Source organism: Streptomyces sp. NPDC044064 (assembly GCF_056434245.1).
This window is the reverse complement of record NZ_JBWKFN010000004.1, coordinates 23,815-45,468: the sequence shown is the minus strand read 5'-3', so window position 1 is coordinate 45,468 and position 21,654 is coordinate 23,815. Positions and strand designations below refer to the sequence as shown.

Below are 21,654 nucleotides of genomic sequence, written 5' to 3'. Positions count from 1 at the left end.
CGGGCGGCGGCCGCGGCAGGGGGCTCATTCGGGCGGCAGCACACCGTGCTGTTGACCGAAGCCGCCGACATGGAGGCCCGGCATGTGCCGATGCGCCCGGTGGGCGCTCGCCGCGTGGCACAGCGCGATGAGCGCGGCGTCGTCGTCGAGGCATCCGCCGACATGGCCGAGCAGATCACGGCGGATGTGGTGCAGCAGCTCCTCGGGGCTGCTGCCGGCCCACTGGGCGGCCCGGTCCGCCAGCGGGTAGAAGGCGCGGCCGGCGTCCCGGGCCTCGATGACGCCGTCGGTGTAGAGCAGGAGGGTGTCCCCGGGCTCGAAGACGAACACGTCGACGGTGTAGTCCCCGGCCGTCGGCCCGTGGACGCCCAGTGGGGGTGCGGGGTGCACGGGGACCGTGACGGCGCTGCCGGGGCGGAGCAGCAGTGGCGGGGGGTGGCCGCAGCTCAGTATCCGCGTGACATGCCCCTGGTCGGGGATCTCCACCAGCATCACCGTGGCGAACCGCTCGCCCAGATGTTCGTCGGGCCCGAGGTCGGGCAGGTTGCGGGCCACGCTGCGTTCCAGGGAGGCGGCCAGATCGGGCAGGGCGGTGTGGTGGTGGGCGGCTTCACGGAACGCACCGATGAGCAGCGCGGCCTCGCCGATGGCGGACAGGCCCTTGCCGCGGACGTCGCCGATCATCACCCGCACGCCGTTGTCGGTGGGCGTCGCGGCGTACAGGTCACCGCCGATCTGGGCCTCGGCCTCGGCCGCCATGTAGAGACAGGCGATCTTCATCGAGCCGATCTGCTCCGGCAGCGGCCACAGCAGAACGTGCTGCGCCGCCTCGGCGACCATGCGCACCTGGGCCAGTTGGCGAACGCGGCGGTCGCGCACCACGCAGTAGAAGACGGTCATGGCCGACAGCACGGCCAGGGCGAGGATCTGCACCAGCACGTTCCGGCTGAACAGCACACCGAAGTGCCAGCCGATGTACGCCTGCGCCGCCACGGCCAGGAACCCGACCAGCCCGGTCAGCCAGGGGCCGGCGAACGAAGCGGTGATCGCGGGGGCGATGACCAGCAGCGGACCGAGATGGATGTCGGCCGGGAGCAGCTGGTCCACCACGGTGATCACCACGATGAGCACGATCGGGATCACCAGCAGCGCAAGGCTCGACTGCCACGGCTGCCGCACACCGGCCGCGTATCGCCGGACATCCACATCTCCAACAGTGCACCATCCAGCTGGTGCGGACACTCCGGGCCGAACCTAGACTGGCCACGGCGTACAAAAGTCACGAAAGTCCCGGATTAGGGAGATATGCATCATGGCCAAGCGAGGGAACAAGAAACGCGCCCGCAAGAAGAAGAAGGCCAATCACGGCAAGCGTCCCAACGCCTGAGCCAGCGGAAACCCCCGGGTCCATCACCTGGGGGTTTCCGGCTTCGGGTGAGTACCCGAAGCGCGATCGGCCGTACTTCCCTGTGCCACGCCGTACAAGGAGGTACGTCCATGACCGTCCGGTACACGCCGCCCGCGGACCTGCGCCTGACCGCCGAGATCTACGCGTCCGTCCGCGCCAGGGACCCGGCACAGTCCGAGTTCCACCAGGCGGCCCGTGAGGTGCTGGAGTCCCTGGAACCGGTCCTGGACCGCCACCCCCACTACACCCGCCACCGGATCCTGGAGCGCATCTGCGAGCCGGAACGGCAGCTGATCTTCCGCGTTCCCTGGGTGGACGACGCCGGCCGGGTCCAGGTCAGCCGGGGCTTCCGGGTGGAGTTCAACAGCGCCCTCGGCCCCTACAAGGGCGGCCTGCGCTTCCACCCCTCCGTGAACCTCGGCATCGTGAAGTTCCTCGGCTTCGAGCAGATCTTCAAGAACGCCCTGACCGGGCTGCCCATCGGCGGCGGCAAGGGCGGCGCCGACTTCGACCCCAAGGGCCGCTCGGACGGCGAGATCATGCGGTTCTGCCAGTCCTTCATGACCGAACTCCACCGCCACCTCGGCGAGCACACCGACGTCCCGGCCGGCGACATCGGCGTCGGCACCCGCGAGATCGGCTATCTCTTCGGCCAGTACAAGCGCATCACCAACCGCTACGAGTCAGGCGTCCTCACCGGCAAGGGCCTGAACTGGGGCGGCTCCCACGTACGGACCGAGGCCACGGGATACGGCACCGTCTACTTCGTCTCCGAGATGCTCGCCGAACGCGGCCAGGACCTCGACGGCAGACGGGTCGTCGTGTCCGGCTCCGGCAACGTCGCCGTCTACGCCGCCCAGAAGGCACACGGACTGGGCGCCAAGGTGGTCGCCATGTCCGACTCCGGCGGCTACGTGGTCGACGAGACGGGCATCGACCTCCAACTGCTGAAGGAGATCAAGGAAGTCCGCCGCGCCCGCATCAAGGAGTACGCCGAGACCATGACCCGGGCCCGCTACGTCGAGGGCGGTTCGGTCTGGGACGTACCGTGCTCGGTCGCCCTGCCCTGCGCCACCCAGAACGAACTCGACGAGAACGCGGCGCGGAGCCTGCTGACCGGGGGCGTGGGGGCGGTGGCCGAGGGCGCCAACATGCCCACGACCCCCGGGGCCGTACGACTTCTGCAGGAGTCCGGCGTGGCCTTCGGCCCGGGCAAGGCGGTCAACGCCGGCGGCGTCGCCACCTCTGCCCTGGAGATGCGGCAGAACGCCACCCGCGATGCCTGGACCTTCGAGGACACCGACCGCCGCCTCGCGGCCATCATGGCCGGCATCCACACCAACTGCCGTGCGACCGCGGAGGAGTACGGGTCCCCGGGCAACTACGTCGTCGGCGCGAACATCGCGGGCTTCGTGAAGGTGGCGGACGCGATGCTCGACCTCGGCGTGGTGTGACGCCGCCCGGACACCCGAAGAACCCCCGGGTCCGTGACCCGGGGGTTTCACGTGGAACCCGGGCAGGGGCGCCGGCTGCCGGGTGTGTAACTTCGCGCCATGCCCATCGCCTTCGCCGTCCTCGGCGCTCTTGCCGCCCTGCTGGCCGTGATCAACGGTGTTCAGGCCTTCCTCGGCCGTCAGCTCGTCCGCCCTTCGGCGAGCCGGCGTCCGGGCCGGCAGCTCCGGGCCGAGTCCGCCGTCGCCGCCGTGGCCATGCTCGGTGCGTCCTTGGCAGCCTTCGGCGTTCTGGCAGGCGGCCGGTGGCCTGCGGCCGGCGGTGTCGTGATGCTGACCGGATGGATCGGCCTCGTGATCGTCCGCAGGCGGTTCACCGCCCGGACATAGCGTTCACGCGTACCCCATTGCAACGAACCCCGCGGGACGCATCCAGCTCATCGCCGCCGGCCGGGCCGGCACCACGGTCTCCCGCGTCGAGCCGAAGGCGGTCCTCGCCGAACTCCGGGGCGTCGGACGGCTCGGCGACGTCGGCTTCGAGGGCGCGCAGCCTCTGAGTTGTGCGCGGCGGACACCGGGCCGGTACTTGCCCGACAACCGTCGCGGTGGGGAGGCCATCTGGTTCACCATGGGGTGTGCGATTCGATTCCGTTCCCATGCCGGCGACCGTCGAGGCCCGGCCTCGTGACAGCCGTGGCTATCCGGTTCCCGCCATCACCCCGTGGGAGGGCGACGAGCCCCAGTTCGCGCTCACCGACTACGGGCGCAGCGCCGAGTGCGCGCGACAGCGGCTGTGTTCGGTCTGCAACACCCTGATGCCCAGAGGGCCGGTGTGGCGGGTGGTCGGTGCCGCGGAGAGTGCCGCGATCCGCGAGGCGCTCGCCGCCGGGCGGCCGTACCGCAACATGGCGGCGACCCTGGAGGCTCCGGGGCACCGCGCGTGCATGCTCTACGCCTCGATGGTCTGCCCGTATCTGGCGCGTCCCAACGCTCGGCGAGGGCTGACGGCACAAAACCCGGACGACATGACCGCTCATGTCGTCCGGGGCGCTGTTCGTGGGGAGATGGGTGCCGTGGTGGGGTACGGCGACTACGAGTTCGCCGTCACCAAGGCCCAGGTCCTGTTCCGTTTTCTCGATGTGGTCGAGTACCTGCCGCATGACACGGCCGACCAGCACCTGCCGGAGCTCCAGGCCGAACTCGCCCGCTCCGGCGGCCGGTTGGGCGGCGGTCAGCCGCGGTAGGCGGGCAGGCCGGTGTGCTTGGAGACCTTGACGGGGTGGCCGAAGCCGTGGGCGGTCTTCGTGATGGTGTACGTACCGGTCGGCGCGCGGAAGGCGATGGTCTTGCCGTTGGGAGACCAGGTGGGCTCGGTGTAGTCGGTGGTGGCGTCGGGGGTGACGTCCTTGACGACAGGGGTGGAGCCGCCGAAGTCCTCGACGAAGAGGTGGTCGTGCCCGTGGACGGAGCGGACGAAGACGACCTCCTCGTTGTCGGAGGAGAGGGCGGGCTCGGAACCCTTGGTCAGCGCGCCGCCCTGCTGGCGCAGGTAGTCGTCGCGGATGTAGACCTCGCCGGTGTGGGTGTTCTCGTAGACGGCCGTGCCGTAGCTGCCGCCGACGTTCGGCCAGGTGTTGTCGGTCTGGGGGACGCCGGCCTCGCCCGGTTCGCCGTTCAGGCTGATCTTCGCCGGCTTTCCGTGGTTGCTGGTGGCCTTGATGCCCTCCAGGACGGTCTTGCCGTGGATCTTGGCCGAGAAGATGAGGTTGTTCTTCGCGGGGATCTGGTTCGCCCGGTCGGCGGCGGTCACCTGCCAGGTGGGGTGGGACCAGGTCTGGTTGCCCGGGTTGGCGGCGACGGTGACGCGGTGGCTGCCGTCGGGGTTGGAGACGACGAGGTTGCCGTGCCCGTCGATGAAGGCGGCCTTGCTGCCGCTGGGGTTCCAGGCCAGGTCACGGACGACGGTGCCGAAGTCGATCGACTTGCCGTTGACCAGGACGTGGCGCGTGCCGTCGCTGATGGTCAGGCCCCTGGGCACGGTGACCGCCTGAGCGGCCGTCGCGGTGGCGGCGGTGCCGCACAGGGTGAGCAGTGCGGCGGCACCCGCGGTGGTGACGGCTGCGGTGCTCCGACGGATACGAGCGGACATCGACGTTCCCCCAGGATGTGGATGATGCGGTGACGAGAGTCTCGCGGGAACCGCCCGCCGTCCCCGGGACCTGAACCGGTCCGCTCGGCCTGCCGCCCTTCGCGATGAGAGAAGTCTTCCAACGGGGGGTGACGGAGTCGTGCGTTCGCTGTCACAGATGTGCAATAGCGGGCCGGCTGGAGCGGCCGCACCTGGACGAGAATCGACCCCGGGCCGATGACCGGGGGTTTCAGCTCGGCGGTGAACCCGCCAGGCCGTCCAGCTCGGCGGCGAAGAGCTGTGCGGGGTCGATGCCCATGCCGGCGAAGTGGCCGGCGAGTTCCAGGGACAGGACGCCGTGCAGCCGCGTCCAGAAGGTCAGGGCCCGGTGGAGGGCCGCGGGCGGTGCGGGATGGCCGTCCGCCCAGTCCCGGTGGTCTTCGAGGTGCGCGTCGAACGATGTCGCCGGCCCGTCCAGGGGGAGCGCGGCGCAGGCGTCCAACAGGGTCGCCATGATCTCGGACGAGATCGCGGTGGTGTCGTCGGGTGCCTGGTAGCCGGGCACGGGCGTGCCGTAGATGAGGAAGTAGCGCTGGGGGTCCTGCAGGGCCCATCCCCGCAGGGCGTGCGCCAGCCCGGTCACATCGGCACCGGCCTCCGAGGCCGCGCGGAAGGTGTCGGCGAGGCTGCGGTACGCGTCCCTGACGAGCTCGGTGATCAGCTCGTCGCGGCCGCCGAAGTACCGGTACAGCGCGGGTCCGCTCATGCCCATCTGCTTGGCGATCGCGTTGAGGGAGAGCGCGGATGCGCCCGCCGTGGCGATCTGTTCCCACGCGCGTTGCTTGATCTCCGCACGCACCTGGGCGCGGTAGCGCTCACGCGGGGTCTTCGCCACCTGTTCCGTCACTTGCCTGCCGCCTTTCCGCATCGCTGCGGCTGCACCCGCACGATCTAGTTAGAGATTATCACGAAGGCTATTGACTATCCGCCGAGCGGTGAGTTACAACTTCTAACGAACGCAAGGACAAGTTACCGATCTGGATCGCAGTGGAGGTCGCCATGAACGCCGAAGGACTCGTCGAGGTCGTTCTGCCGGGCAAGGTGGAGCCCGAAGGGCTTCAGATCCGGCACGGGGCCGTACCGGCCGCGGGTCCGGGCCAGGTCGTGATCCGGATGGAGGCGACCGGCGTCTCCTTCGCCGAGCAGCAGATGCGGCGCGGCCGCTACTACGACCAGCCGCCGTTCCCGTTCGTGCCCGGCTACGACCTCGTGGGTACGGTGCTGGCGACCGGCGAGGGCGTCGACCCGGGGCTGGCCGGCACCCGGGTCGCCGCGCTGGTCAAGGTCGGCGGCTGGGCCAGCCACGTGCTCGTCGACGCGTCGGACGTGGTGCCGGTGCCCGACGGGGTCGGTGCGGCGCAGGCGGAGACCCTCGTCGTCAACGGCATCACCGCCTGGCAGATGCTGCACCGCAAGGCGCGCGTCCGTGCGGGGCACACCGTCGTGGTGCACGGCGCGAACGGCGGTGTCGGATCGGTCCTGGTCCAGCTCGCCCAGGCCGCAGGCGCGCGAGTGATCGGTACGGCGTCCGCGCGCCACCACGACGCCCTGCGGGAACGCGGAGTCGTCCCCGTCGACTACCGCACCGGCGACGTCGCCGCACGCATCCGCGAACTCGCCCCCCATGGGGTCGACGCCGTCTTCGACCACGTCGGTGGCCGCGGCATCGTCGACTCCTGGCGCCTCCTCGCCCCCGGCGGCACGCTCGTCTCGTACGGCAGCGCCTCGACCCGGGACGGCGAGGGCTCCAAGCAGTGGCCCGTCCTCAAGCTGCTCGGCCGGGTGTGGCTGTGGAACGCCCTGCCCAACCGCCGCCGCGCGTACTTCTTCAATGTCTGGGCCGGCCGGGCCCTGGCCAAGAACCGCTTCCGCGCCCGCCTCCGCACCGACCTCACCCAGGTCTTCGCCGCCCTCCAGCGAGGCGAGGTCACGGCCCAGATCGCCGCCCAACTGCCGCTCACCCGCATCGCCGACGCCCTGCGGCTGGCCGAGTCGGGCACCGTCGCAGGAAAGGTCGTCCTGCACCCGTAGCAAGCACCCGCGTGGCTCGATCCGATCACCACGACGAAACGAGGAGCACCGTGTTCGGCACCGGCCCGGCGAACTCACACGCTCAGCAGCCCCGACCCCTGCACCCGCACCCGCCCACCCACCGGCGCCGGCCCCGTGCGGGTGGGGCCGCGGTCGCGGTCGGGCTCGCCGTGGCCGGCGTTCTCGCGAGTACCGTCCCGACCGCCCAGGCCGCATCCCACGGCGGTACGGCCCGGTGCGGCGGGCGAGGCGTCGATGCCACCGCCCTCATCCGCCACGAGTCCGACATCGTGATCAAGGCGCCGCTGAGCACAGTCTGGAAGCTGCAGACCGACGTCGAACGCCGGCCGTCCTGGCAGCCCCCCGTCACCACCGCCGAACGTCTCGACCCCGGCCGCCTGAAGGCGGGTTCGCAGTTCCGGTGGACGACCCCCGCGCCCGCCCGAAAGGTCAAGGGCGGCGTGCGCGTCCACACCGAGGAGACCTGGACCGGCACCCAGGTCGAAGCAGACGTGCCCACCGCCACCGCGGCCCCCCGTCCCCACTGACCGGACAACAAAGAACCCCCGGGTCTCTGACCTGGGGGCTTCGCATGGAGCGGGTGACGAGAATCGAACTCGCGCTCTCAGCTTGGGAAGCTGATGTTCTACCATTAAACTACACCCGCGTAATACGGACAGTTCCACTCCATGGAGTTGATGTCCGAACGCTCGCTCACTGTACCTCATCGCAGACCCCCGGTGCCCGGACCGCGGGGTCCGTGTGCGTTGGGGGTGTGTCGCGGGTGGGCGGCAGGGCTGGGATCCCCGTGCGGGGCACGCGAGTTGGGGCGTACCGTGGAGGGGTTGGAGTGGGTCCGGGTGGGGCCGGAGTGCCGCCTGGAGAGTCGCCTCTTTGATCCCGTAATGTGGCTTTTGTCGTCAGGGCAGTAAGCCGGATGCGGCTCTTGGGGAAGGGACTTGAGGGACTTGATGGAACGCACCGTCGTTCGCTGTGCGGACGGGCACGTGTTCAGCACCGCTTCGTTCCCGATGCAGCAGGCCGAGCGGCTCGGCCCCGGCCGGCTGGTGAGGTGTCCGCAGTGCGCCCGGCTCCGCAGTGCGGTGCCGGTCACCCTGCAGAAGCGGTAGCGGGCCGGGCGTTGCAAGATCGAGAGGCGCGCGGAGTCGTCACGATTGTCACGGCTCCGCGCGCCTTGCGTATCCTCGGGACGTGCTTCTCTCAGACAAGGACATCCGGGCCGAGATCGACGCCGGGCGGGTGCGTATCGACCCCTACGACGAATCCATGGTGCAGCCGTCGAGCATCGATGTGCGTCTCGACCGTTTTTTCCGGGTGTTCGAGAATCACCGGTACCCCCACATCGACCCGGCCGTCGAGCAGGCCGACCTGACGCGACTGGTCGAGCCCGAGGGCGACGAGCCGTTCATCCTGCACCCCGGTGAGTTCGTGCTGGCCAGCACGTACGAGGTCATCACGCTGCCGGACGATCTCGCCTCGCGGCTGGAGGGCAAGAGCTCGCTGGGGCGGCTGGGGCTCGTCACACACTCCACCGCCGGGTTCATCGACCCGGGGTTCAGCGGTCACGTGACCCTGGAGCTGTCCAACCTCGCCACCCTGCCGATCAAGCTCTGGCCGGGGATGAAGATCGGCCAGCTGTGCATGTTCCGGCTCAGCTCGCCCGCCGAGTTCCCGTACGGCAGCGAGCGGTACGGCTCCCGGTACCAGGGCCAGCGCGGGCCGACCGCCTCGCGGTCCTTCCAGAACTTCCATCGGACCCAGGTGTGAGGGCGACGACGACATGAGTGACGTACGGGAGAACCTCACCTACGAGCGGTTCGGTGGCGCCATCCGTGAGCTGGCGCAGACCATCGCCGACGACGGGTACGAGCCCGACATCGTGCTCAGCATCGCCCGCGGGGGTGTCTTCGTCGCCGGTGGGCTCGCCTACGCCCTCGACTGCAAGAACATCCACCTCGTGAACGTCGAGTTCTACACGGGCGTCGGGACGACGCTCGAGATGCCCGTCATGCTGGCGCCCGTCCCCAGCGTCATCGACTTCTCCGACAAGAAGGTGCTCATCACCGACGACGTCGCGGACACCGGCAAGACGCTCAAGCTCGTGCGCGACTTCTGCCTCGACACCGTCGCCGAGGTGCGCTCCGCCGTGATCTATGAGAAGTCCCACTCCCTCGTGAAGTGCGAGTACGTCTGGAAGCGCACCGACGAGTGGATCAACTTCCCGTGGAGTGTCGAGCCCCCCGTGGTGAAGCGGGCCGGACAGGTCCTCGACGCCTAGGCGGCGACAGCAGCAGCGGCGACAACAGCGCTGACGCGAGAAGGGCCCCCGGCACAGCGCCGGGGGCCCTTCTTCTCGTCGCCACGTCTAGAACGTGCCCAGCTTCACTATCGACAGCAGCGCGATCAGCTGGATCGCCGACGCGCCCAGCGCCTTCGGCCAGGGCAGGTCGTGGGAGCGGGAGACCATCAGGGTCAGCAGGACGCCCGCGCCGATCCAGGTGGCCCAGCCGAGCAGCTGGACGAAGCCCGCGTCGCCGCCGAAGAACATGGCGAAGACCAGGCGGGGGGCGTCCGTGAGGGACATGATCAGCATGGACAGGCCGACCGTGGGCTGCCAGGCGCCGTCGCCGCCGAGCTGGCGGGCCAGGGTGTGGGTGACCACGCCCAGGATGAAGGAGCTCACGACCAGCGCGACGGCGGTGATCAGGACGATCGGGATCGCGTTGGACAGCGTCGCGTTGATCGCGTCCGAGCGGGCACCGTCGAAGCCGAAGACGGCGAGCAGGCCGTAGAGGAACGTGACGATCAGGGCCGGGGCCCACATCGTGTAGTCCCGCATCCGCAGGAAGGTCTGGGCCGGGGAGAGGATGATCCCCTTCAGCAGTTCCTTCCAGTGCAGCGGCGGGCCGGTCGGTCCGGACGGGGCGGCCGAGCCGGCGTGGTAGGTCGCGCCCTGGGTGTAGCCGGCGGCCTCGTCGACGGAGAAGGCCTGGGTGTGGCCCGGATTGTTCGCGGCGTACGGATCGTGGCCGCCGTGCGCCTGGCCCGGGTGGCCGCCGTCGCCGAAGTACTCCGGTCCGTCGTCGGCCTGGCCCGGGTAGCCGTACGGCTGCCCCTGCGGCGGGTACGACGGCTGCGGCGCCGACGGGTAGCCGTACGACGGGCCCGGGGGCCGGCCTCCGGGCTGTCCGTAGCCCTGGCCCTGGCCCCGGCCGCCGGGTCCGCGACCCTGTCCGTGCCCGTACGACGGTCCCTGCGGAGCCTGTTGTCCCTGGGGGGTGCGGTTGTCCCGGCCCCCGCGTCCGTTCCTGAATCCAGCCACGTCATCGAACGTACCTGGTCCCGGAGAGTGACGTGCCGGGCCCAGGGGTACGGACCCGGCTTTGCGGCCGACCTGTGACATCCCCTAAGGGACCGTCAGGGGAGGTGCCGGGGATTCCCCCGGTTTCACCGGCGCTTCACCCGCGCTTCATCGAGCCCTTCACTGGCCCATCAGGCGGCCCAGATGCGGGTAGCCCGTGGCCGGGACGCCGGTCGCCGCCGGGCCGAAGGACACCGCGCCCGTGGTCCGGATGCCGGAGGCCGAGCCGCGCAGGCTCCACACCGCGCCGTCGGAGTCGTTCTCCCCGTGGGCGCCGACGGACAGGTCCGCCCTGCCGTCGCCGTTCAGGTCGGACAGCCGGACCGCCGAGCCGAAGAAGTCGTTGTCCTCGGCGGAGCCGGGGACGCCGGCCGTGTCCTGGGAGAAGGACTGCGCGCCGGTGCCGGTCAGGCCCGCGGCCGAGCCGCGCAGCACGGTGACGGCGCCGGTCTGCCAGTCGGGCCCGATGGCCTCGTAGATCGCGCCGACGGCCACGTCCGCGTACCCGTCGCCGTTGACGTCGCCGACGGAGAGGGAGTGGCCGAACCAGTCCTCGTGCTCGTCGGTGCCGGGGACGCCGGGGCTGTTCTGGGTGATCGTCGCCTGGGGCGTGGAGCGCAGGCCGCTCGCGCCGCCCAGGTAGGCGCGGACCGAGCCGCCGTCGTTCGCGGAGACCGAGCCGGGGGCGGTGGCCGCGACCACGTCGTCGTAGCCGTCGCCGTTGAGGTCACCGACGGCGGCTGTGCGCCAGGCGCCGCTGTGCACGAAGGTCTGCAGGGACAGGGGCGTGGCGGGGTCCGCCGAGCCCGTGTAGACCAGCTGGCCGTCGTCGTACGTCCGCTCGTCGGTGCCGCTGATCACCAGGTCGTCGATGTGGTCCCCGTTGACGTCGGCGGCGGCCAGGCCCTGGGCGCCGTGGATGACACCGGCCTCCAGCTCGGTCCGCAGCACGAACCGGGACGCGGCGCCGGAGGCCTTGGTGAAGCCGCCCCTGAGGACCCACACGTCCTTGCCGAGGCTGCCCACGGCGAGGTCGGCACGCCCGTCGCCGGTGAAGTCGCCGACCGCCAGGGTCAGGCCGTACTCGTCGTGTGCCGCCGAGGACCCGGGGCCGGGGACGGTCCAGGCGCCGGACAGGCCGTTCTTCCCGCCCCAGACGACGACCGCGGTGCCGGCGCCGCCGTTCTCGTCCGGGGTGCCCACGACGAGGTCGGCGTAGCCGTCGCGGTTGAGGTCGCCGGAGGCCAGAGCGGCGCCGAACTCGTCGTCCGTCTCGGCGGTGCCCGGGACGCCCGTGGTGTTCTGGGTGATCACCGTGTGCCGGGAGGCGCTGATCCCGGACTTGGAGCCGTAGTTCACGACCACCGCACCCGCCCGGGCCTTTCCGCCGACCGTGGCCGAGGGGGCGGCCGTGACCAGGTCGCGGTAGCCGTCGCCGTTGAAGTCGTCCGGGAAGCGGGCGGGGGCGGCGGTGGCCGCCGTGGCGGGCAGGGCGGTGAGCAGGCCTGTGGCCAGGGTGGCTGCCAGCAGGAGGGTGCGGGTGCGCAAGGCGGTGCTCCGGTATGAAGGAAGAGGCGGGGCCCACGGGGCGGGCCCGGCCTGCGGAGGGGGTGCTCAGTCGGCGAAGTTGGCGCCGAAGTACGGCGTGCCCGTCGTGGAGACGCCCGAGGCGCTCGGGGAGACGCTGCGGGAGCCCGAGGTGATGATCTTCGTGCCGTCGGAGGGCAGGTAGGTCACCGCGCCGTTGCCGGCGTTCTCCTCGGAGCCGACGAGCAGGTCGGCCTTGCCGTCGCCGGTGACGTCGTCGAGCTTGACGTCCTGGCCGAAGTAGTCGTCGTCCTCGTCGTTGCCGGGCACGCCCGCGCTGGACTGGGCGAAGGACTGGGCGCCCGAGTCGGTGTTCAGGCCGTTCGAGGTGCCGTAGAGGACGGTGACGGCGCCGGTGTTCGTCGCGCTGCCGATGTTCTCGCCCGCCACGCCGATCGCGAGGTCGAGGAAGCCGTCGCCGTTGACGTCGCCCAGGTCGAGCTCGTAGCCGAAGAAATCGTTGCCCTCGGCCGTGCCGGGGACGTTGCCCGTGTCCTGGGTGATGCCGGTGGAGCTGGGGGTGAGGGGGCCGCCGTCGGAGCCGTACGTCACCCAGACCTTGCCGCCCTTGCCGGAGTCGGGCACGGAGGTGCCGTCCTCGGTGGTGGGGTTCCAGTAGGCGCCGCTGACGACGTCGCCGTAGCCGTCGTGGTCGATGTCGCCGACAGCGGTGATCACGCCGGGCTTGAGTGTCATGGCCTCGGACATGTGGAGGCCGTTCACCCCGCCGGGGATGTAGTAGTTGCGGTTCCAGCCGGCGGCGGTGTCGGTCTCGAAGCCGTCGACGACCAGGTCCGTCTCCTGGCCGCCGTTGATGTTGCCGGCGGTCAGGTTGAGCGGGCCGTTCGCGTCGGTGCCCATGATCGGGGGCTTGATCGTGTACTTGCCGCCGGGAGTGCCCGAGGCGTCGATGCCGCCCTTGAGGACGTAGATGGTGGCGGCGGAGCTGCCGACGGCCAGGTCGGCCTTGCCGTCGCCGTCGAAGTCACCGGCGGCGAGGTTCTTGCCCCAGAGGTCGTGCGCGGTGGGGGCCGGGTCGGCGACCGTGACGCCCTTGCCGGTGATGCCGGAGGCCGAGCCCCACAGGATGGCGATGGTGCCGCCGTCGGTGTCGCTGCCCACGTCCTCGCCGGGGGAGCCGACCGCGAGGTCGTCGTAGCCGTCGCTGTTGAAGTCGGCGTACGCGGTGTCCGTGCCGAAGTAGTCGCCGGTCTCGGCGGTGCCGGGGCTGCCGGCGGTGTTCTGGCTGATCGTGGAGCGCTTGGCGGAGGAGACGCCGGCGGCGGAGCCGTAGAGCACGACCACCTGGCCGGCCGCCTTCTTGCCGCCCACGTAGGCGCCCTGGGCGGAGAAGGCCGTGTCGCCGATCCTGTCGCCGTTGAAGTCGGCCTGCGGGACGCTTGTGGAGTCGGCGGCCGTGGCGGTCACGGCCGAGAACGTGAGCAGACCGCCCGTCAGCGCGGCGGCGGTGGCCGTCGCGAGGGCGAGTCGCAGAGGCTTGTGCATGCGTGTTTCTCCTGCGGCATGCGGGAACGCCTGGCGGGGCGTCCCCAGTCGATGGGGTGCGGACGTCCGTGTTCGGCGTGTGTTGTCCCACGGTTCACGGAGCGTTCGGCGATCAGGAGACCGGCGCCGGGGGGTAAGGGTTGTACAGGAGTTCGGTAACTTTTTGATACTGCTGTGACCTGAGTGGTCACGGCTACGGCGTGCGGAACTCCGAGCTGGAGAAGGTCACGGCCGGCTCGGCCTCCAGCAGCCCCCGCTTCGAGCCCCGGTACACCGCGACCGTGTCATGCACGTGTCCGAGGAGTGGGGTAAGGGCCGGGAGGTGCGCGATCGGTCACGCGCCGGCGCCCGGCCCGGGGCAGGATGGACCCATGAGCGTAGTGAAGATCAACGTGCTGGCCGTCCCTGCCGAACAGCGGGAGGTCCTGGAGAAGCGGTTCGCCTCGCGAGCCCACGCCGTGGAGAACTCCGACGGGTTCGAGTGGTTCGAACTGCTGCGGCCCGTCGAGGGGACCGACACCTACCTCGTGTACACGCGCTGGCGGGACGAGGAGTCGTTCCAGGCGTGGATGGAGGGGCCGATGAAGGCCGCGCACCAGGGTGGCGGTGAGGGCGCCGAGCGGCCCAGGCCCGCTGCCTCCGGCTCCACCCTGTGGTCCTTCGAGGTCGTGCAGCAGGCGGGTCCCAAGGGCGCCTGAGCGAGCCGCGGACACGACGGCGCCCCCTGCCTGTGCGGGTCAGGGGGCGCCGTCGGGCTTTTCGGGGGCCGCTCGATGCCGGCCTCCGAGGGGCGGTTACTTCACCGGTTCCGGCTCCGGCTCGCTCTCGGTCTCCGGCTCGCCCGCCGGGTCGACCGGCGTCTTGACGGACTCCAGGAGCAGCTGGGCCACGTCCACGACCTGGATGGACTCCTTGGCCTTGCCCTCGTTCTTCTTGCCGTTGACCGAGTCGGTCAGCATGACGAGGCAGAACGGGCAGGCGGTCGAGACGATGTCGGGGTTGAGGGAGAGGGCCTCGTCGACGCGCTCGTTGTTGATGCGCTTGCCGATCCGCTCCTCCATCCACATCCGCGCGCCACCGGCGCCACAGCAGAAGCCGCGCTCCTTGTGGCGGTGCATCTCCTCGTTGCGCAGGCCCGGGACCTTGCCGATGATCTCGCGCGGGGGCGTGTAGATCTTGTTGTGGCGGCCCAGGTAGCACGGGTCGTGGTACGTGATGATGCCCTCGACCGGGGTCACCGGGATCAGCTTGCCCTCGTCCACCAGGTGCTGCAGCAGCTGGGTGTGGTGGATGACCTCGTAGTCGCCGCCGAGCTGCGGGTACTCGTTGCCGATCGTGTTGAGGCAGTGCGGGCAGGTGGCGACGATCTTCTTCGCCGACTTCGGCTTCCTGGTCGACTCGTCCACCTCTCCCTCCTCGTTGAGGGACTCGCCGAACGCCATGTTCAGCGCGGCCACGTTCTCCATGCCGAGCTCCTGGAACAGGGGCTCGTTGCCGAGGCGGCGGGCGGAGTCACCGGTGCACTTCTCGTCGCCGCCCATGATCGCGAACTTCACGCCCGCGATGTGGAGCAGCTCGGCGAAGGCCTTCGTGGTCTTCTTGGCGCGGTCCTCGAGGGCGCCGGCGCAGCCGACCCAGTACAGGTACTCGACCTCGGTGAGGTCCTCGATGTCCTTGCCGACGACCGGGACCTCGAAGTCGACCTCCTTGGTCCACTCGAGGCGCTGCTTCTTGGCCAGGCCCCAGGGGTTGCCCTTCTTCTCCAGGTTCTTGAGCATCGTGCCCGCCTCGGACGGGAACGCGGACTCGATCATCACCTGGTAGCGGCGCATGTCGACGATGTGGTCGACGTGCTCGATGTCCACCGGGCACTGCTCGACGCAGGCACCGCAGGTGGTGCAGGACCACAGGACGTCCGGGTCGATGACGCCGTTCTCCTCGGCGGTGCCGATCAGCGGGCGCTCGGCCTCGGCCAGGGCCGCGGCGGGCACGCCGGCCAGCTGCTCCTCGGACGCCTTCTCCTCGCCCTCCACGGTCTTGCCGCCACCCGCGAGCAGGTAGGGCGCCTTGGCGTGGGCGTTGTCGCGCAGCGACATGATCAGGAGCTTCGGGGACAGCGGCTTGCCGGTGTTCCAGGCCGGGCACTGCGACTGGCAGCGGCCGCACTCGGTGCAGGTGGAGAAGTCCAGCAGGCCCTTCCAGGAGAACTGCTCGACCTGGGAGACACCGAAGACGTCGTCGTCACCGGGGTCGGTGAAGTCGATCGGCTTGCCGCCGGAGGTCATCGGGAGCAGCGCGCCCAGCGCGGTCTCGCCCTTGGCGTTCCGCTTGAACCAGATGTTCGGGAAGGCCAGGAAGCGGTGCCAGGCGACACCCATGTCGGTCTTCAGGGCGACCGTGATCATCCAGATGAAGGAGGTCGCGATCTTCAGGCCCGCGAAGAAGTAGGTGAGGTTCTGGAGCGTGGAGACGTCCATGCCCTTCAGCCACGACACCACCGGGTACGAGATGAAGAAGGACGCCTCGTAGCTGTCGACGTGGTGCTGTGCCCCCTCGAGCGCGTGCAGCATGAAGATGCAGACGCCGACGATGAGGATGACGGCCTCGACGAAGTAGGCCTGGCCGAAGTTGGACCCGGCGAAGCGGGACTTGCGGCCCGGGCTGCGCGGGTGGCTCAGCTGGCGGATGACGATCAGGGCCAGGATGCCGAGCACCGTCATCGTGCCGATGAACTCGACGAAGACGTTGTAGGGCGCCCAGTCGCCGATGACCGGCAGGATCCAGTCGGCCTGGAACAGCTGGCCGATGGCGTTGACGATCGTCAGCAGCAGCGAGAAGAAGCCCACCGCCACGAACCAGTGCGCGACACCGACGATGCCCCAGCGGTTCATCCGGGTGTGGCCGAGGAACTCCCTGACCACGGTGACGGTGCGCTGGACGGGCTCGTCGGTGCGAGTGCCAGCGGGCACGTTCTGGCCGAGCCGCATGAAGTTGTAGATCTGGAGGAGGGCGCGGGCGAAGAGGGCCACGCCGACCACGATCAGAACCAGCGACACGATGATCGCGGCGAGTTGCATTTCGGGGCTCCTCGGGCCTGCGAGGGACATTACTAAGCGGTAACTTATGCAGTCCGTTCGAGACTACCCGCATCCTTACTCGCACTGTAGCCAGGACCGGGGTGATCTGGATCGCTGAGGGGAGCCTGAGCGGGCCAGCCAATCGGATCGTGTTATTCGTACCGAATTGCTACATTCGCGCCTAACTTAGATCCGTGCTATACGGGATCGCCGCGGCCTCCGCCGCCCTACTCCTCACCGCCGTGCTCGCGGCGCTGCTCCGGGTGCCCGCCCTGCGTGCGGGCATCGTCGACCGGCGGCGGCAGCGGCCCCTGCCGGTGCCCGGAGGGGTGGCCGTCGTGGTCGTCACCTGTCTGGTGGCATGGGCGGGGGTGTGGACGAAGGTCGCCCCGCTGGGGCAGGGGGTCGGCCGGCTGCTCGTCGCCGGCGCCGGGGTCGCCGTGCTGGGGCTGGTCGCCGACGTGTGGCGGCTGCGCCCGCGGGTGCTGGTCGCCGGCGCGGCCGTGGCGGCGGCCTGCGTGGTGCCGTACGACGAGACGGGCCTGTGGGGCGGGATCCTGGCCGTGGGCTGGATCGTCTTCGTCTCCCTCGCCTTCAAGGGGCTCGACCACGCCGACGGGCTGGCGGGCACGGTCGGGGTGGTCACCGCCTTCGGGGCGGGCGCCTGTGCCGCCGCCGAGGTGATGGACGGGCTCGCGGTGCTGCTGAGCGTCTTCGCGGCCGCCCTCACCGGCTTCCTGATGCACAACTGGCATCCCGCGCGGGTGGGAATGGGGGCCTGCGGCTCGCTGTTCACCGGGTTCCTGCTCTCCTCGGCCGCCGTCTTCACCCGCGCGGGTTACGCGCTCGGGCCGACCGCGGGCGTGCTGTTCTGCCTCGGCGCCGTGGCAGCCGCCGACGTCCTGCTCGTGGTCCTCGCGCGCGGGACGAGCCGCCGGCCGCTGCTCAGGCGCGGACCGGACCATCTCGCGCACCGGCTGCGGCGGCTCGGGCTCACCCCGCCGGGGGCCGTCGTGCTGCTCGGCGCCGGTTCCTTCTCCACGGTGCTCGTGGGGGTGCTCGTGCATGCCGGGTGGACGGGGGAGGGAGCTGTGCTGTGGGTGGCCGGTGGGGCGGTCCTCGCCGTTCTCGTACTCCTTCGCATCCCTGTCCAGCAGCCCCGGCGGACGGAATCGACGCAGGTCAGAGGCCAGTTGCGTGTAAGGAACGGATAAGAGTTGAGTCTGGCTGACTCAGGTCTGTTGACCCGGAGGGTCCGCTCGTGCACACTTGAGCCTGTTCCACTCAAGTCAGCTGGAGGAATCAACCATGGCACGTGCGGTCGGCATCGACCTGGGCACGACTAACTCCGTCGTCAGCGTTCTTGAAGGCGGCGAGCCCACCGTCATCACCAACGCAGAGGGCGCCAGGACCACGCCGTCCGTCGTCGCCTTCGCCAAGAACGGCGAGGTGCTCGTCGGCGAGGTCGCCAAGCGCCAGGCGGTCACCAACGTCGACCGGACCATCCGGTCCGTGAAGCGTCACATGGGCACCGACTGGAAGATCCAGCTGGACGGGAAGGACTTCAACCCCCAGCAGATCTCCGCGTTCATCCTGCAGAAGCTGAAGCGCGACGCCGAGGCGTACCTGGGCGAGAAGGTGACCGACGCGGTCATCACCGTCCCGGCCTACTTCAACGACTCCGAGCGTCAGGCGACGAAGGAGGCCGGCGAGATCGCCGGTCTGAACGTCCTCCGTATCGTCAACGAGCCCACCGCGGCCGCGCTCGCGTACGGCCTCGACAAGGACGAGCAGATCATCCTGGTCTTCGACCTCGGTGGCGGCACGTTCGACGTCTCGCTCCTGGAGATCGGCGACGGTGTCGTCGAGGTGAAGGCCACCAACGGTGACAACCACCTCGGTGGTGACGACTGGGACCAGCGCGTCGTCGACTACCTGGTCAAGCAGTTCGCGGCCGGCCACGGTGTGGACCTCGGCAAGGACAAGATGGCTCTGCAGCGTCTGCGCGAGGCTGCCGAGAAGGCCAAGATCGAGCTGTCCTCGTCCACCGAGACCTCGATCAACCTGCCCTACATCACCGCGTCCGCCGAGGGCCCGCTGCACCTGGACGAGAAGCTCACCCGGGCTCAGTTCCAGCAGCTGACGGCCGACCTGCTGGAGCGCTGCAAGACGCCGTTCCACAACGTCATCAAGGACGCCGGCATCTCCCTGGGCGAGATCGACCACGTCGTCCTCGTCGGTGGCTCGACCCGTATGCCCGCCGTCGCCGAGCTCGTCAAGGAGCTGACCGGCGGCAAGGACGCCAACAAGGGCGTCAACCCGGACGAGGTCGTCGCCATCGGCGCCGCCCTGCAGGCCGGTGTCCTCAAGGGTGAGGTCAAGGACGTCCTGCTCCTCGACGTCACCCCGCTGTCCCTCGGTATCGAGACCAAGGGCGGCATCATGACCAAGCTGATCGAGCGCAACACCACGATCCCGACCAAGCGCTCCGAGATCTTCACGACGGCCGAGGACAACCAGCCGTCCGTGCAGATCCAGGTCTACCAGGGCGAGCGCGAGATCGCGGCCTACAACAAGAAGCTCGGCATGTTCGAGCTGACCGGTCTGCCGCCGGCGCCGCGCGGCGTCCCGCAGATCGAGGTCGCCTTCGACATCGACGCCAACGGCATCATGCACGTGACCGCCAAGGACCTGGGCACGGGCAAGGAGCAGAAGATGACCGTCACCGGCGGCTCCTCGCTGCCGAAGGACGAGGTCGACCGCATGCGTCAGGAGGCCGAGCAGTACGCGGAGGAGGACCACCGCCGCCGCGAGGCCGCCGAGACCCGCAACCAGGGCGAGCAGCTCGTCTACCAGACCGAGAAGTTCCTCAAGGACAACGAGGACAAGGTCCCAGGTGAGATCAAGTCCGAGGTCGAGGCCTCCGTCGAGGAGCTGAAGGCCGCGCTCAAGGGCGAGGACACCGCCGAGATCCGTACCGCCACGGAGAAGGTCGCGGCCGTCTCGCAGAAGCTGGGCCAGGCCATGTACGCCGACGCCCAGGCCGCGCAGGCCGCGGGCGGTCCCGAGGGTGCCGCCGCCGGTGGTGCCAAGGCCGCCGACGACGACGTGGTCGACGCCGAGATCGTGGACGACGAGCGCAAGGACGGTGCCGCGTGACGGAGGAGACCCCGGGCTTCGAGGAGAAGCCCGACGTCCCCTCCGGCGCGACCCCCGAAGACGCCGAGTCGAAGGCCGCTCCCGAAGAGGGGGCGGCCCCGGCCGGGGACGTAGCAGCAGACGCGGGTCTGGTGGCCCAGCTGGACCAGGTGCGCATGGCTCTGAACGAGCGCACGCTGGACCTCCAGCGGCTCCAGGCCGAGTACCAGAACTACCGCCGCCGAGTGGAGCGCGACCGGGTCGCGGTCCGGGAGGTCGCCATCGCGAACCTCCTGACCGAACTCCTGCCCGTGCTCGACGACATCGGCCGCGCGCGGGAACACGGCGAACTGGTCGGCGGCTTCAAGTCGGTGGCCGAGTCGCTGGAGACCGTTGCGGCCAAGATGGGCCTGCAGCAGTTCGGCAAGGAGGGCGAGCCCTTCGACCCGACGATCCACGAGGCCCTGATGCACAGCTACGCACCGGACGTCACCGAGACGACGTGCGTGGCCATCCTGCAGCCCGGGTATCGCATCGGCGAGCGCACCATCCGCCCCGCGCGGGTGGCCGTCGCCGAGCCGCAGCCCGGCGCGCAGGCCGTCAAGGCGGAGGGCACCGAGGAGACCACCGAGGCGCCCGCGGCCGACGACAAGGAGAACGGTGGCCCGGAGGAGGGCTGACGTAATCACCGGAGACAGGAAGGAGGGGCGTCGGGGATGAGCACCAAGGACTTCATCGAGAAGGACTACTACAAGGTCCTCGGCGTCCCCAAGGACGCCACCGAGGCCGAGATCAAGAAGGCGTACCGGAAGCTCGCCCGCGAGTTCCACCCGGACGCCAACAAGGGCAACGCCAAGGCCGAGGAGCGCTTCAAGGAGATCTCCGAGGCGAACGACGTCCTCGGCGACCCCAAGAAGCGCAAGGAGTACGACGAGGCACGCGCCCTGTTCGGCAACGGCGGCTTCCGCCCCGGGCCGGGCGCCGGCGGCTCCTTCAACTTCGATCTGGGCGACCTCTTCGGGGGCAACGCGCAGAGCGGGGGCGGCTTCGGCGGTGGCATCGGTGACGTCTTCGGGGGCCTGTTCAACCGCGGCGGGACCACGGGCACCCGTACCCAGCCGCGGCGCGGCCAGGACATCGAGTCCGAGGTCACGCTGAGCTTCACGGAGGCCATCGAGGGCGCCACGGTGCCCCTGCGGATGTCCTCCCAGGCGCCGTGCAAGGCCTGCTCCGGCACCGGCGACAAGAACGGCACACCGCGGGTGTGCCCGACCTGTGTCGGCACCGGGCAGGTCGCGCGGGGCTCGGGCGGCGGCTTCTCGCTGACCGACCCCTGCCCCGACTGCAAGGGCCGCGGCCTGATCGCCGAGCACCCCTGCCTGGAGTGCAAGGGCAGCGGCCGGGCCAAGTCGTCGCGCACGATGCAGGTCCGCATCCCGGCGGGCGTCACCGACGGGCAGCGGATCCGGCTGCGCGGCAAGGGCGCGCCCGGCGAGCGGGGCGGACCGGCGGGCGACCTGTACGTGATGGTCCATGTCGGCGAGCACCCGGTGTTCGGGCGCAAGGGCGACAACCTCACCGTCACCGTGCCGGTCACGTTTGCCGAGGCGGCTCTCGGCGGCGAGGTGCGGGTCCCCACCCTCGGCGGCCCCACCGTCACCCTGAAGCTGCCGCCCGGCACCCCCAACGGCCGCACCATGCGCGCCCGGGGCAAGGGCGCGGTCCGCAAGGACGGCACCCGTGGCGACCTCCTGGTCACCGTAGAGGTGAGTGTCCCGAAGGACGTCTCGGGGAAGGCTCGTGACGCGTTGGAGGCGTATCGCGAGGCGACCGCGGACGAGGACCCGCGGGCGGAGCTGTTCGAGGCCGCGAAGGGAGAATGAGAG

At 70.1% G+C, this 21,654-nt stretch carries 21 protein-coding genes, 1 tRNA gene and 1 pseudogene; 15 read left to right on the top strand and 8 right to left on the bottom strand.

Annotated elements, in window-relative coordinates:
• Nucleotides 1–24 precede the first annotated feature (24 nt).
• On the bottom strand, nucleotides 25–1,206 hold the full coding sequence (locus AC07DS_RS07885) for a PP2C family protein-serine/threonine phosphatase (protein WP_479143619.1): 1,182 nt from the start codon (nucleotides 1,204–1,206) through the stop codon (nucleotides 25–27).
• Between the two features lie 106 nt (nucleotides 1,207–1,312).
• Here AC07DS_RS07885 and AC07DS_RS07880 point away from each other — a divergent pair, with 106 nt between their 5' ends.
• From AC07DS_RS07880 to AC07DS_RS07860, 5 genes and pseudogenes are all read left to right on the top strand, one after another.
• On the top strand, nucleotides 1,313–1,387 hold the full coding sequence (locus AC07DS_RS07880) for a 50S ribosomal protein bL37 (protein WP_099895366.1): 75 nt from the start codon (nucleotides 1,313–1,315) through the stop codon (nucleotides 1,385–1,387).
• Nucleotides 1,388–1,497: 110 nt separating this feature from the next.
• Nucleotides 1,498–2,862 (top strand): NADP-specific glutamate dehydrogenase, encoded by a 1,365-nt coding sequence (gene gdhA / locus AC07DS_RS07875; RefSeq protein ID WP_479143618.1) that lies wholly within the window; start codon nucleotides 1,498–1,500, stop codon nucleotides 2,860–2,862.
• 99 nt (nucleotides 2,863–2,961) lie between these two features.
• On the top strand, nucleotides 2,962–3,249 hold the full coding sequence (locus AC07DS_RS07870; protein WP_479143617.1) for a hypothetical protein: 288 nt from the start codon (nucleotides 2,962–2,964) through the stop codon (nucleotides 3,247–3,249).
• A gap of 79 nt (nucleotides 3,250–3,328) precedes the next feature.
• Nucleotides 3,329–3,406: pseudogene (locus AC07DS_RS07865) on the top strand (DUF4097 family beta strand repeat-containing protein); the annotation flags it as partial.
• A 109-nt stretch (nucleotides 3,407–3,515) separates the two neighbouring features.
• Nucleotides 3,516–4,103: a hypothetical protein gene (locus AC07DS_RS07860; RefSeq protein ID WP_479143616.1), complete on the top strand. Its 588-nt coding sequence runs from the start codon at nucleotides 3,516–3,518 to the stop codon at nucleotides 4,101–4,103.
• Here AC07DS_RS07860 and AC07DS_RS07855 read toward each other — a convergent pair.
• Entirely contained in the window at nucleotides 4,091–5,008 is a 918-nt protein-coding gene (locus AC07DS_RS07855; RefSeq protein WP_479143615.1) for a TolB family protein, read from the bottom strand. The genes AC07DS_RS07860 and AC07DS_RS07855 overlap by 13 nt on opposite strands.
• Nucleotides 5,009–5,237: 229 nt before the next feature.
• On the bottom strand, nucleotides 5,238–5,894 hold the full coding sequence (locus AC07DS_RS07850) for a TetR/AcrR family transcriptional regulator (RefSeq protein ID WP_479143614.1): 657 nt from the start codon (nucleotides 5,892–5,894) through the stop codon (nucleotides 5,238–5,240).
• Nucleotides 5,895–6,046: 152 nt separating this feature from the next.
• On the opposite strand from AC07DS_RS07850, the gene AC07DS_RS07845 reads away from it, so the two are divergent.
• Nucleotides 6,047–7,078: a medium chain dehydrogenase/reductase family protein gene (locus AC07DS_RS07845; RefSeq protein ID WP_479143613.1), complete on the top strand. Its 1,032-nt coding sequence runs from the start codon at nucleotides 6,047–6,049 to the stop codon at nucleotides 7,076–7,078.
• 11 nt (nucleotides 7,079–7,089) lie between these two features.
• Nucleotides 7,090–7,626: an SRPBCC family protein gene (locus AC07DS_RS07840; RefSeq protein WP_479143612.1), complete on the top strand. Its 537-nt coding sequence runs from the start codon at nucleotides 7,090–7,092 to the stop codon at nucleotides 7,624–7,626.
• Nucleotides 7,627–7,671: 45 nt separating this feature from the next.
• Here AC07DS_RS07840 and AC07DS_RS07835 read toward each other — a convergent pair.
• Nucleotides 7,672–7,745: transfer RNA gene (locus AC07DS_RS07835), tRNA-Gly, on the bottom strand.
• A gap of 304 nt (nucleotides 7,746–8,049) precedes the next feature.
• Between AC07DS_RS07835 and AC07DS_RS07830 the strand changes: the two genes are divergently transcribed.
• The 3 genes from AC07DS_RS07830 (at nucleotide 8,050) to AC07DS_RS07820 (ending at nucleotide 9,377) form a co-directional block, all read left to right on the top strand.
• Entirely contained in the window at nucleotides 8,050–8,208 is a 159-nt protein-coding gene (locus tag AC07DS_RS07830) for a hypothetical protein (protein ID WP_186581490.1), read from the top strand.
• A gap of 82 nt (nucleotides 8,209–8,290) precedes the next feature.
• A complete protein-coding gene (gene dcd / locus AC07DS_RS07825; RefSeq protein ID WP_145879304.1) occupies nucleotides 8,291–8,866 on the top strand; it encodes a dCTP deaminase in 576 nt (191 codons plus the stop codon).
• Between the two features lie 13 nt (nucleotides 8,867–8,879).
• A complete protein-coding gene (locus AC07DS_RS07820) occupies nucleotides 8,880–9,377 on the top strand; it encodes a phosphoribosyltransferase (protein ID WP_479143611.1) in 498 nt (165 codons plus the stop codon).
• A gap of 87 nt (nucleotides 9,378–9,464) precedes the next feature.
• Here AC07DS_RS07820 and AC07DS_RS07815 read toward each other — a convergent pair whose 3' ends face one another.
• From AC07DS_RS07815 to AC07DS_RS07805, 3 genes are all read right to left on the bottom strand, one after another.
• Complete coding sequence (locus AC07DS_RS07815; protein WP_479143610.1) at nucleotides 9,465–10,502, bottom strand: Yip1 family protein; 1,038 nt, start codon at nucleotides 10,500–10,502, stop codon at nucleotides 9,465–9,467.
• Nucleotides 10,503–10,580: 78 nt separating this feature from the next.
• Nucleotides 10,581–12,008, bottom strand: coding sequence for an FG-GAP-like repeat-containing protein (locus tag AC07DS_RS07810; protein ID WP_479143609.1), 1,428 nt, complete (start codon nucleotides 12,006–12,008; stop codon nucleotides 10,581–10,583).
• Nucleotides 12,009–12,074: 66 nt separating this feature from the next.
• Nucleotides 12,075–13,553 carry a VCBS repeat-containing protein gene (locus AC07DS_RS07805; RefSeq protein WP_479143608.1) on the bottom strand — a complete coding sequence of 493 codons (1,479 nt, stop codon included), beginning with the start codon at nucleotides 13,551–13,553 and terminating at the stop codon, nucleotides 12,075–12,077.
• A 371-nt stretch (nucleotides 13,554–13,924) separates the two neighbouring features.
• Here AC07DS_RS07805 and AC07DS_RS07800 point away from each other — a divergent pair, with 371 nt between their 5' ends.
• A complete protein-coding gene (locus AC07DS_RS07800; protein WP_479143607.1) occupies nucleotides 13,925–14,251 on the top strand; it encodes an antibiotic biosynthesis monooxygenase family protein in 327 nt (108 codons plus the stop codon).
• 96 nt (nucleotides 14,252–14,347) lie between these two features.
• Here the strand turns inward: AC07DS_RS07800 and AC07DS_RS07795 are convergent, their stop codons facing one another.
• Nucleotides 14,348–16,630, bottom strand: coding sequence for a (Fe-S)-binding protein (locus AC07DS_RS07795; protein ID WP_479143606.1), 2,283 nt, complete (start codon nucleotides 16,628–16,630; stop codon nucleotides 14,348–14,350).
• Nucleotides 16,631–16,824: 194 nt separating this feature from the next.
• Here AC07DS_RS07795 and AC07DS_RS07790 point away from each other — a divergent pair, with 194 nt between their 5' ends.
• The 4 genes from AC07DS_RS07790 to dnaJ all read left to right on the top strand — a co-directional run bounded on the left by AC07DS_RS07790 (nucleotide 16,825) and on the right by dnaJ (nucleotide 21,651).
• Nucleotides 16,825–17,844, top strand: coding sequence for an MraY family glycosyltransferase (locus AC07DS_RS07790; protein WP_479143605.1), 1,020 nt, complete (start codon nucleotides 16,825–16,827; stop codon nucleotides 17,842–17,844).
• Between the two features lie 94 nt (nucleotides 17,845–17,938).
• On the top strand, nucleotides 17,939–19,789 hold the full coding sequence (dnaK, locus tag AC07DS_RS07785; protein ID WP_479143604.1) for a molecular chaperone DnaK: 1,851 nt from the start codon (nucleotides 17,939–17,941) through the stop codon (nucleotides 19,787–19,789).
• The gene (gene grpE / locus AC07DS_RS07780; RefSeq protein WP_145879329.1) at nucleotides 19,786–20,448 is read left to right on the top strand and encodes a nucleotide exchange factor GrpE; all 663 of its coding nucleotides are present in this window, start codon (nucleotides 19,786–19,788) and stop codon (nucleotides 20,446–20,448) included. Before dnaK ends, grpE begins: the two co-directional genes overlap by 4 nt.
• A gap of 36 nt (nucleotides 20,449–20,484) precedes the next feature.
• Nucleotides 20,485–21,651 carry a molecular chaperone DnaJ gene (gene dnaJ / locus AC07DS_RS07775; protein WP_479143603.1) on the top strand — a complete coding sequence of 389 codons (1,167 nt, stop codon included), beginning with the start codon at nucleotides 20,485–20,487 and terminating at the stop codon, nucleotides 21,649–21,651.
• Nucleotides 21,652–21,654: the final 3 nt, after the last annotated feature.

Excerpts from the sequence above, each read along its gene's own strand:
- AC07DS_RS07845 (WP_479143613.1), top strand. The coding sequence starts at position 6,047 with ATGAACGCCGAAGGACTCGTCGAGGTCGTTCTGCCGGGCAAGGTGGAG.
- gdhA (WP_479143618.1), top strand. The coding sequence starts at position 1,498 with ATGACCGTCCGGTACACGCCGCCCGCGGACCTGCGCCTGACCGCCGAG.
- AC07DS_RS07855 (WP_479143615.1), bottom strand. The coding sequence starts at position 5,008 with ATGTCCGCTCGTATCCGTCGGAGCACCGCAGCCGTCACCACCGCGGGT.
- AC07DS_RS07830 (WP_186581490.1), top strand. The coding sequence starts at position 8,050 with ATGGAACGCACCGTCGTTCGCTGTGCGGACGGGCACGTGTTCAGCACC.
- dnaJ (WP_479143603.1), top strand. The coding sequence starts at position 20,485 with ATGAGCACCAAGGACTTCATCGAGAAGGACTACTACAAGGTCCTCGGC.
- AC07DS_RS07860 (WP_479143616.1), top strand. The coding sequence starts at position 3,516 with ATGCCGGCGACCGTCGAGGCCCGGCCTCGTGACAGCCGTGGCTATCCG.
- AC07DS_RS07800 (WP_479143607.1), top strand. The coding sequence starts at position 13,925 with ATGAGCGTAGTGAAGATCAACGTGCTGGCCGTCCCTGCCGAACAGCGG.
- AC07DS_RS07795 (WP_479143606.1), bottom strand. The coding sequence starts at position 16,630 with ATGCAACTCGCCGCGATCATCGTGTCGCTGGTTCTGATCGTGGTCGGC.
- AC07DS_RS07805 (WP_479143608.1), bottom strand. The coding sequence starts at position 13,553 with ATGCACAAGCCTCTGCGACTCGCCCTCGCGACGGCCACCGCCGCCGCG.
- AC07DS_RS07870 (WP_479143617.1), top strand. The coding sequence starts at position 2,962 with ATGCCCATCGCCTTCGCCGTCCTCGGCGCTCTTGCCGCCCTGCTGGCC.
- AC07DS_RS07820 (WP_479143611.1), top strand. The coding sequence starts at position 8,880 with ATGAGTGACGTACGGGAGAACCTCACCTACGAGCGGTTCGGTGGCGCC.
- AC07DS_RS07815 (WP_479143610.1), bottom strand. The coding sequence starts at position 10,502 with ATGTCACAGGTCGGCCGCAAAGCCGGGTCCGTACCCCTGGGCCCGGCA.
- dnaK (WP_479143604.1), top strand. The coding sequence starts at position 17,939 with ATGGCACGTGCGGTCGGCATCGACCTGGGCACGACTAACTCCGTCGTC.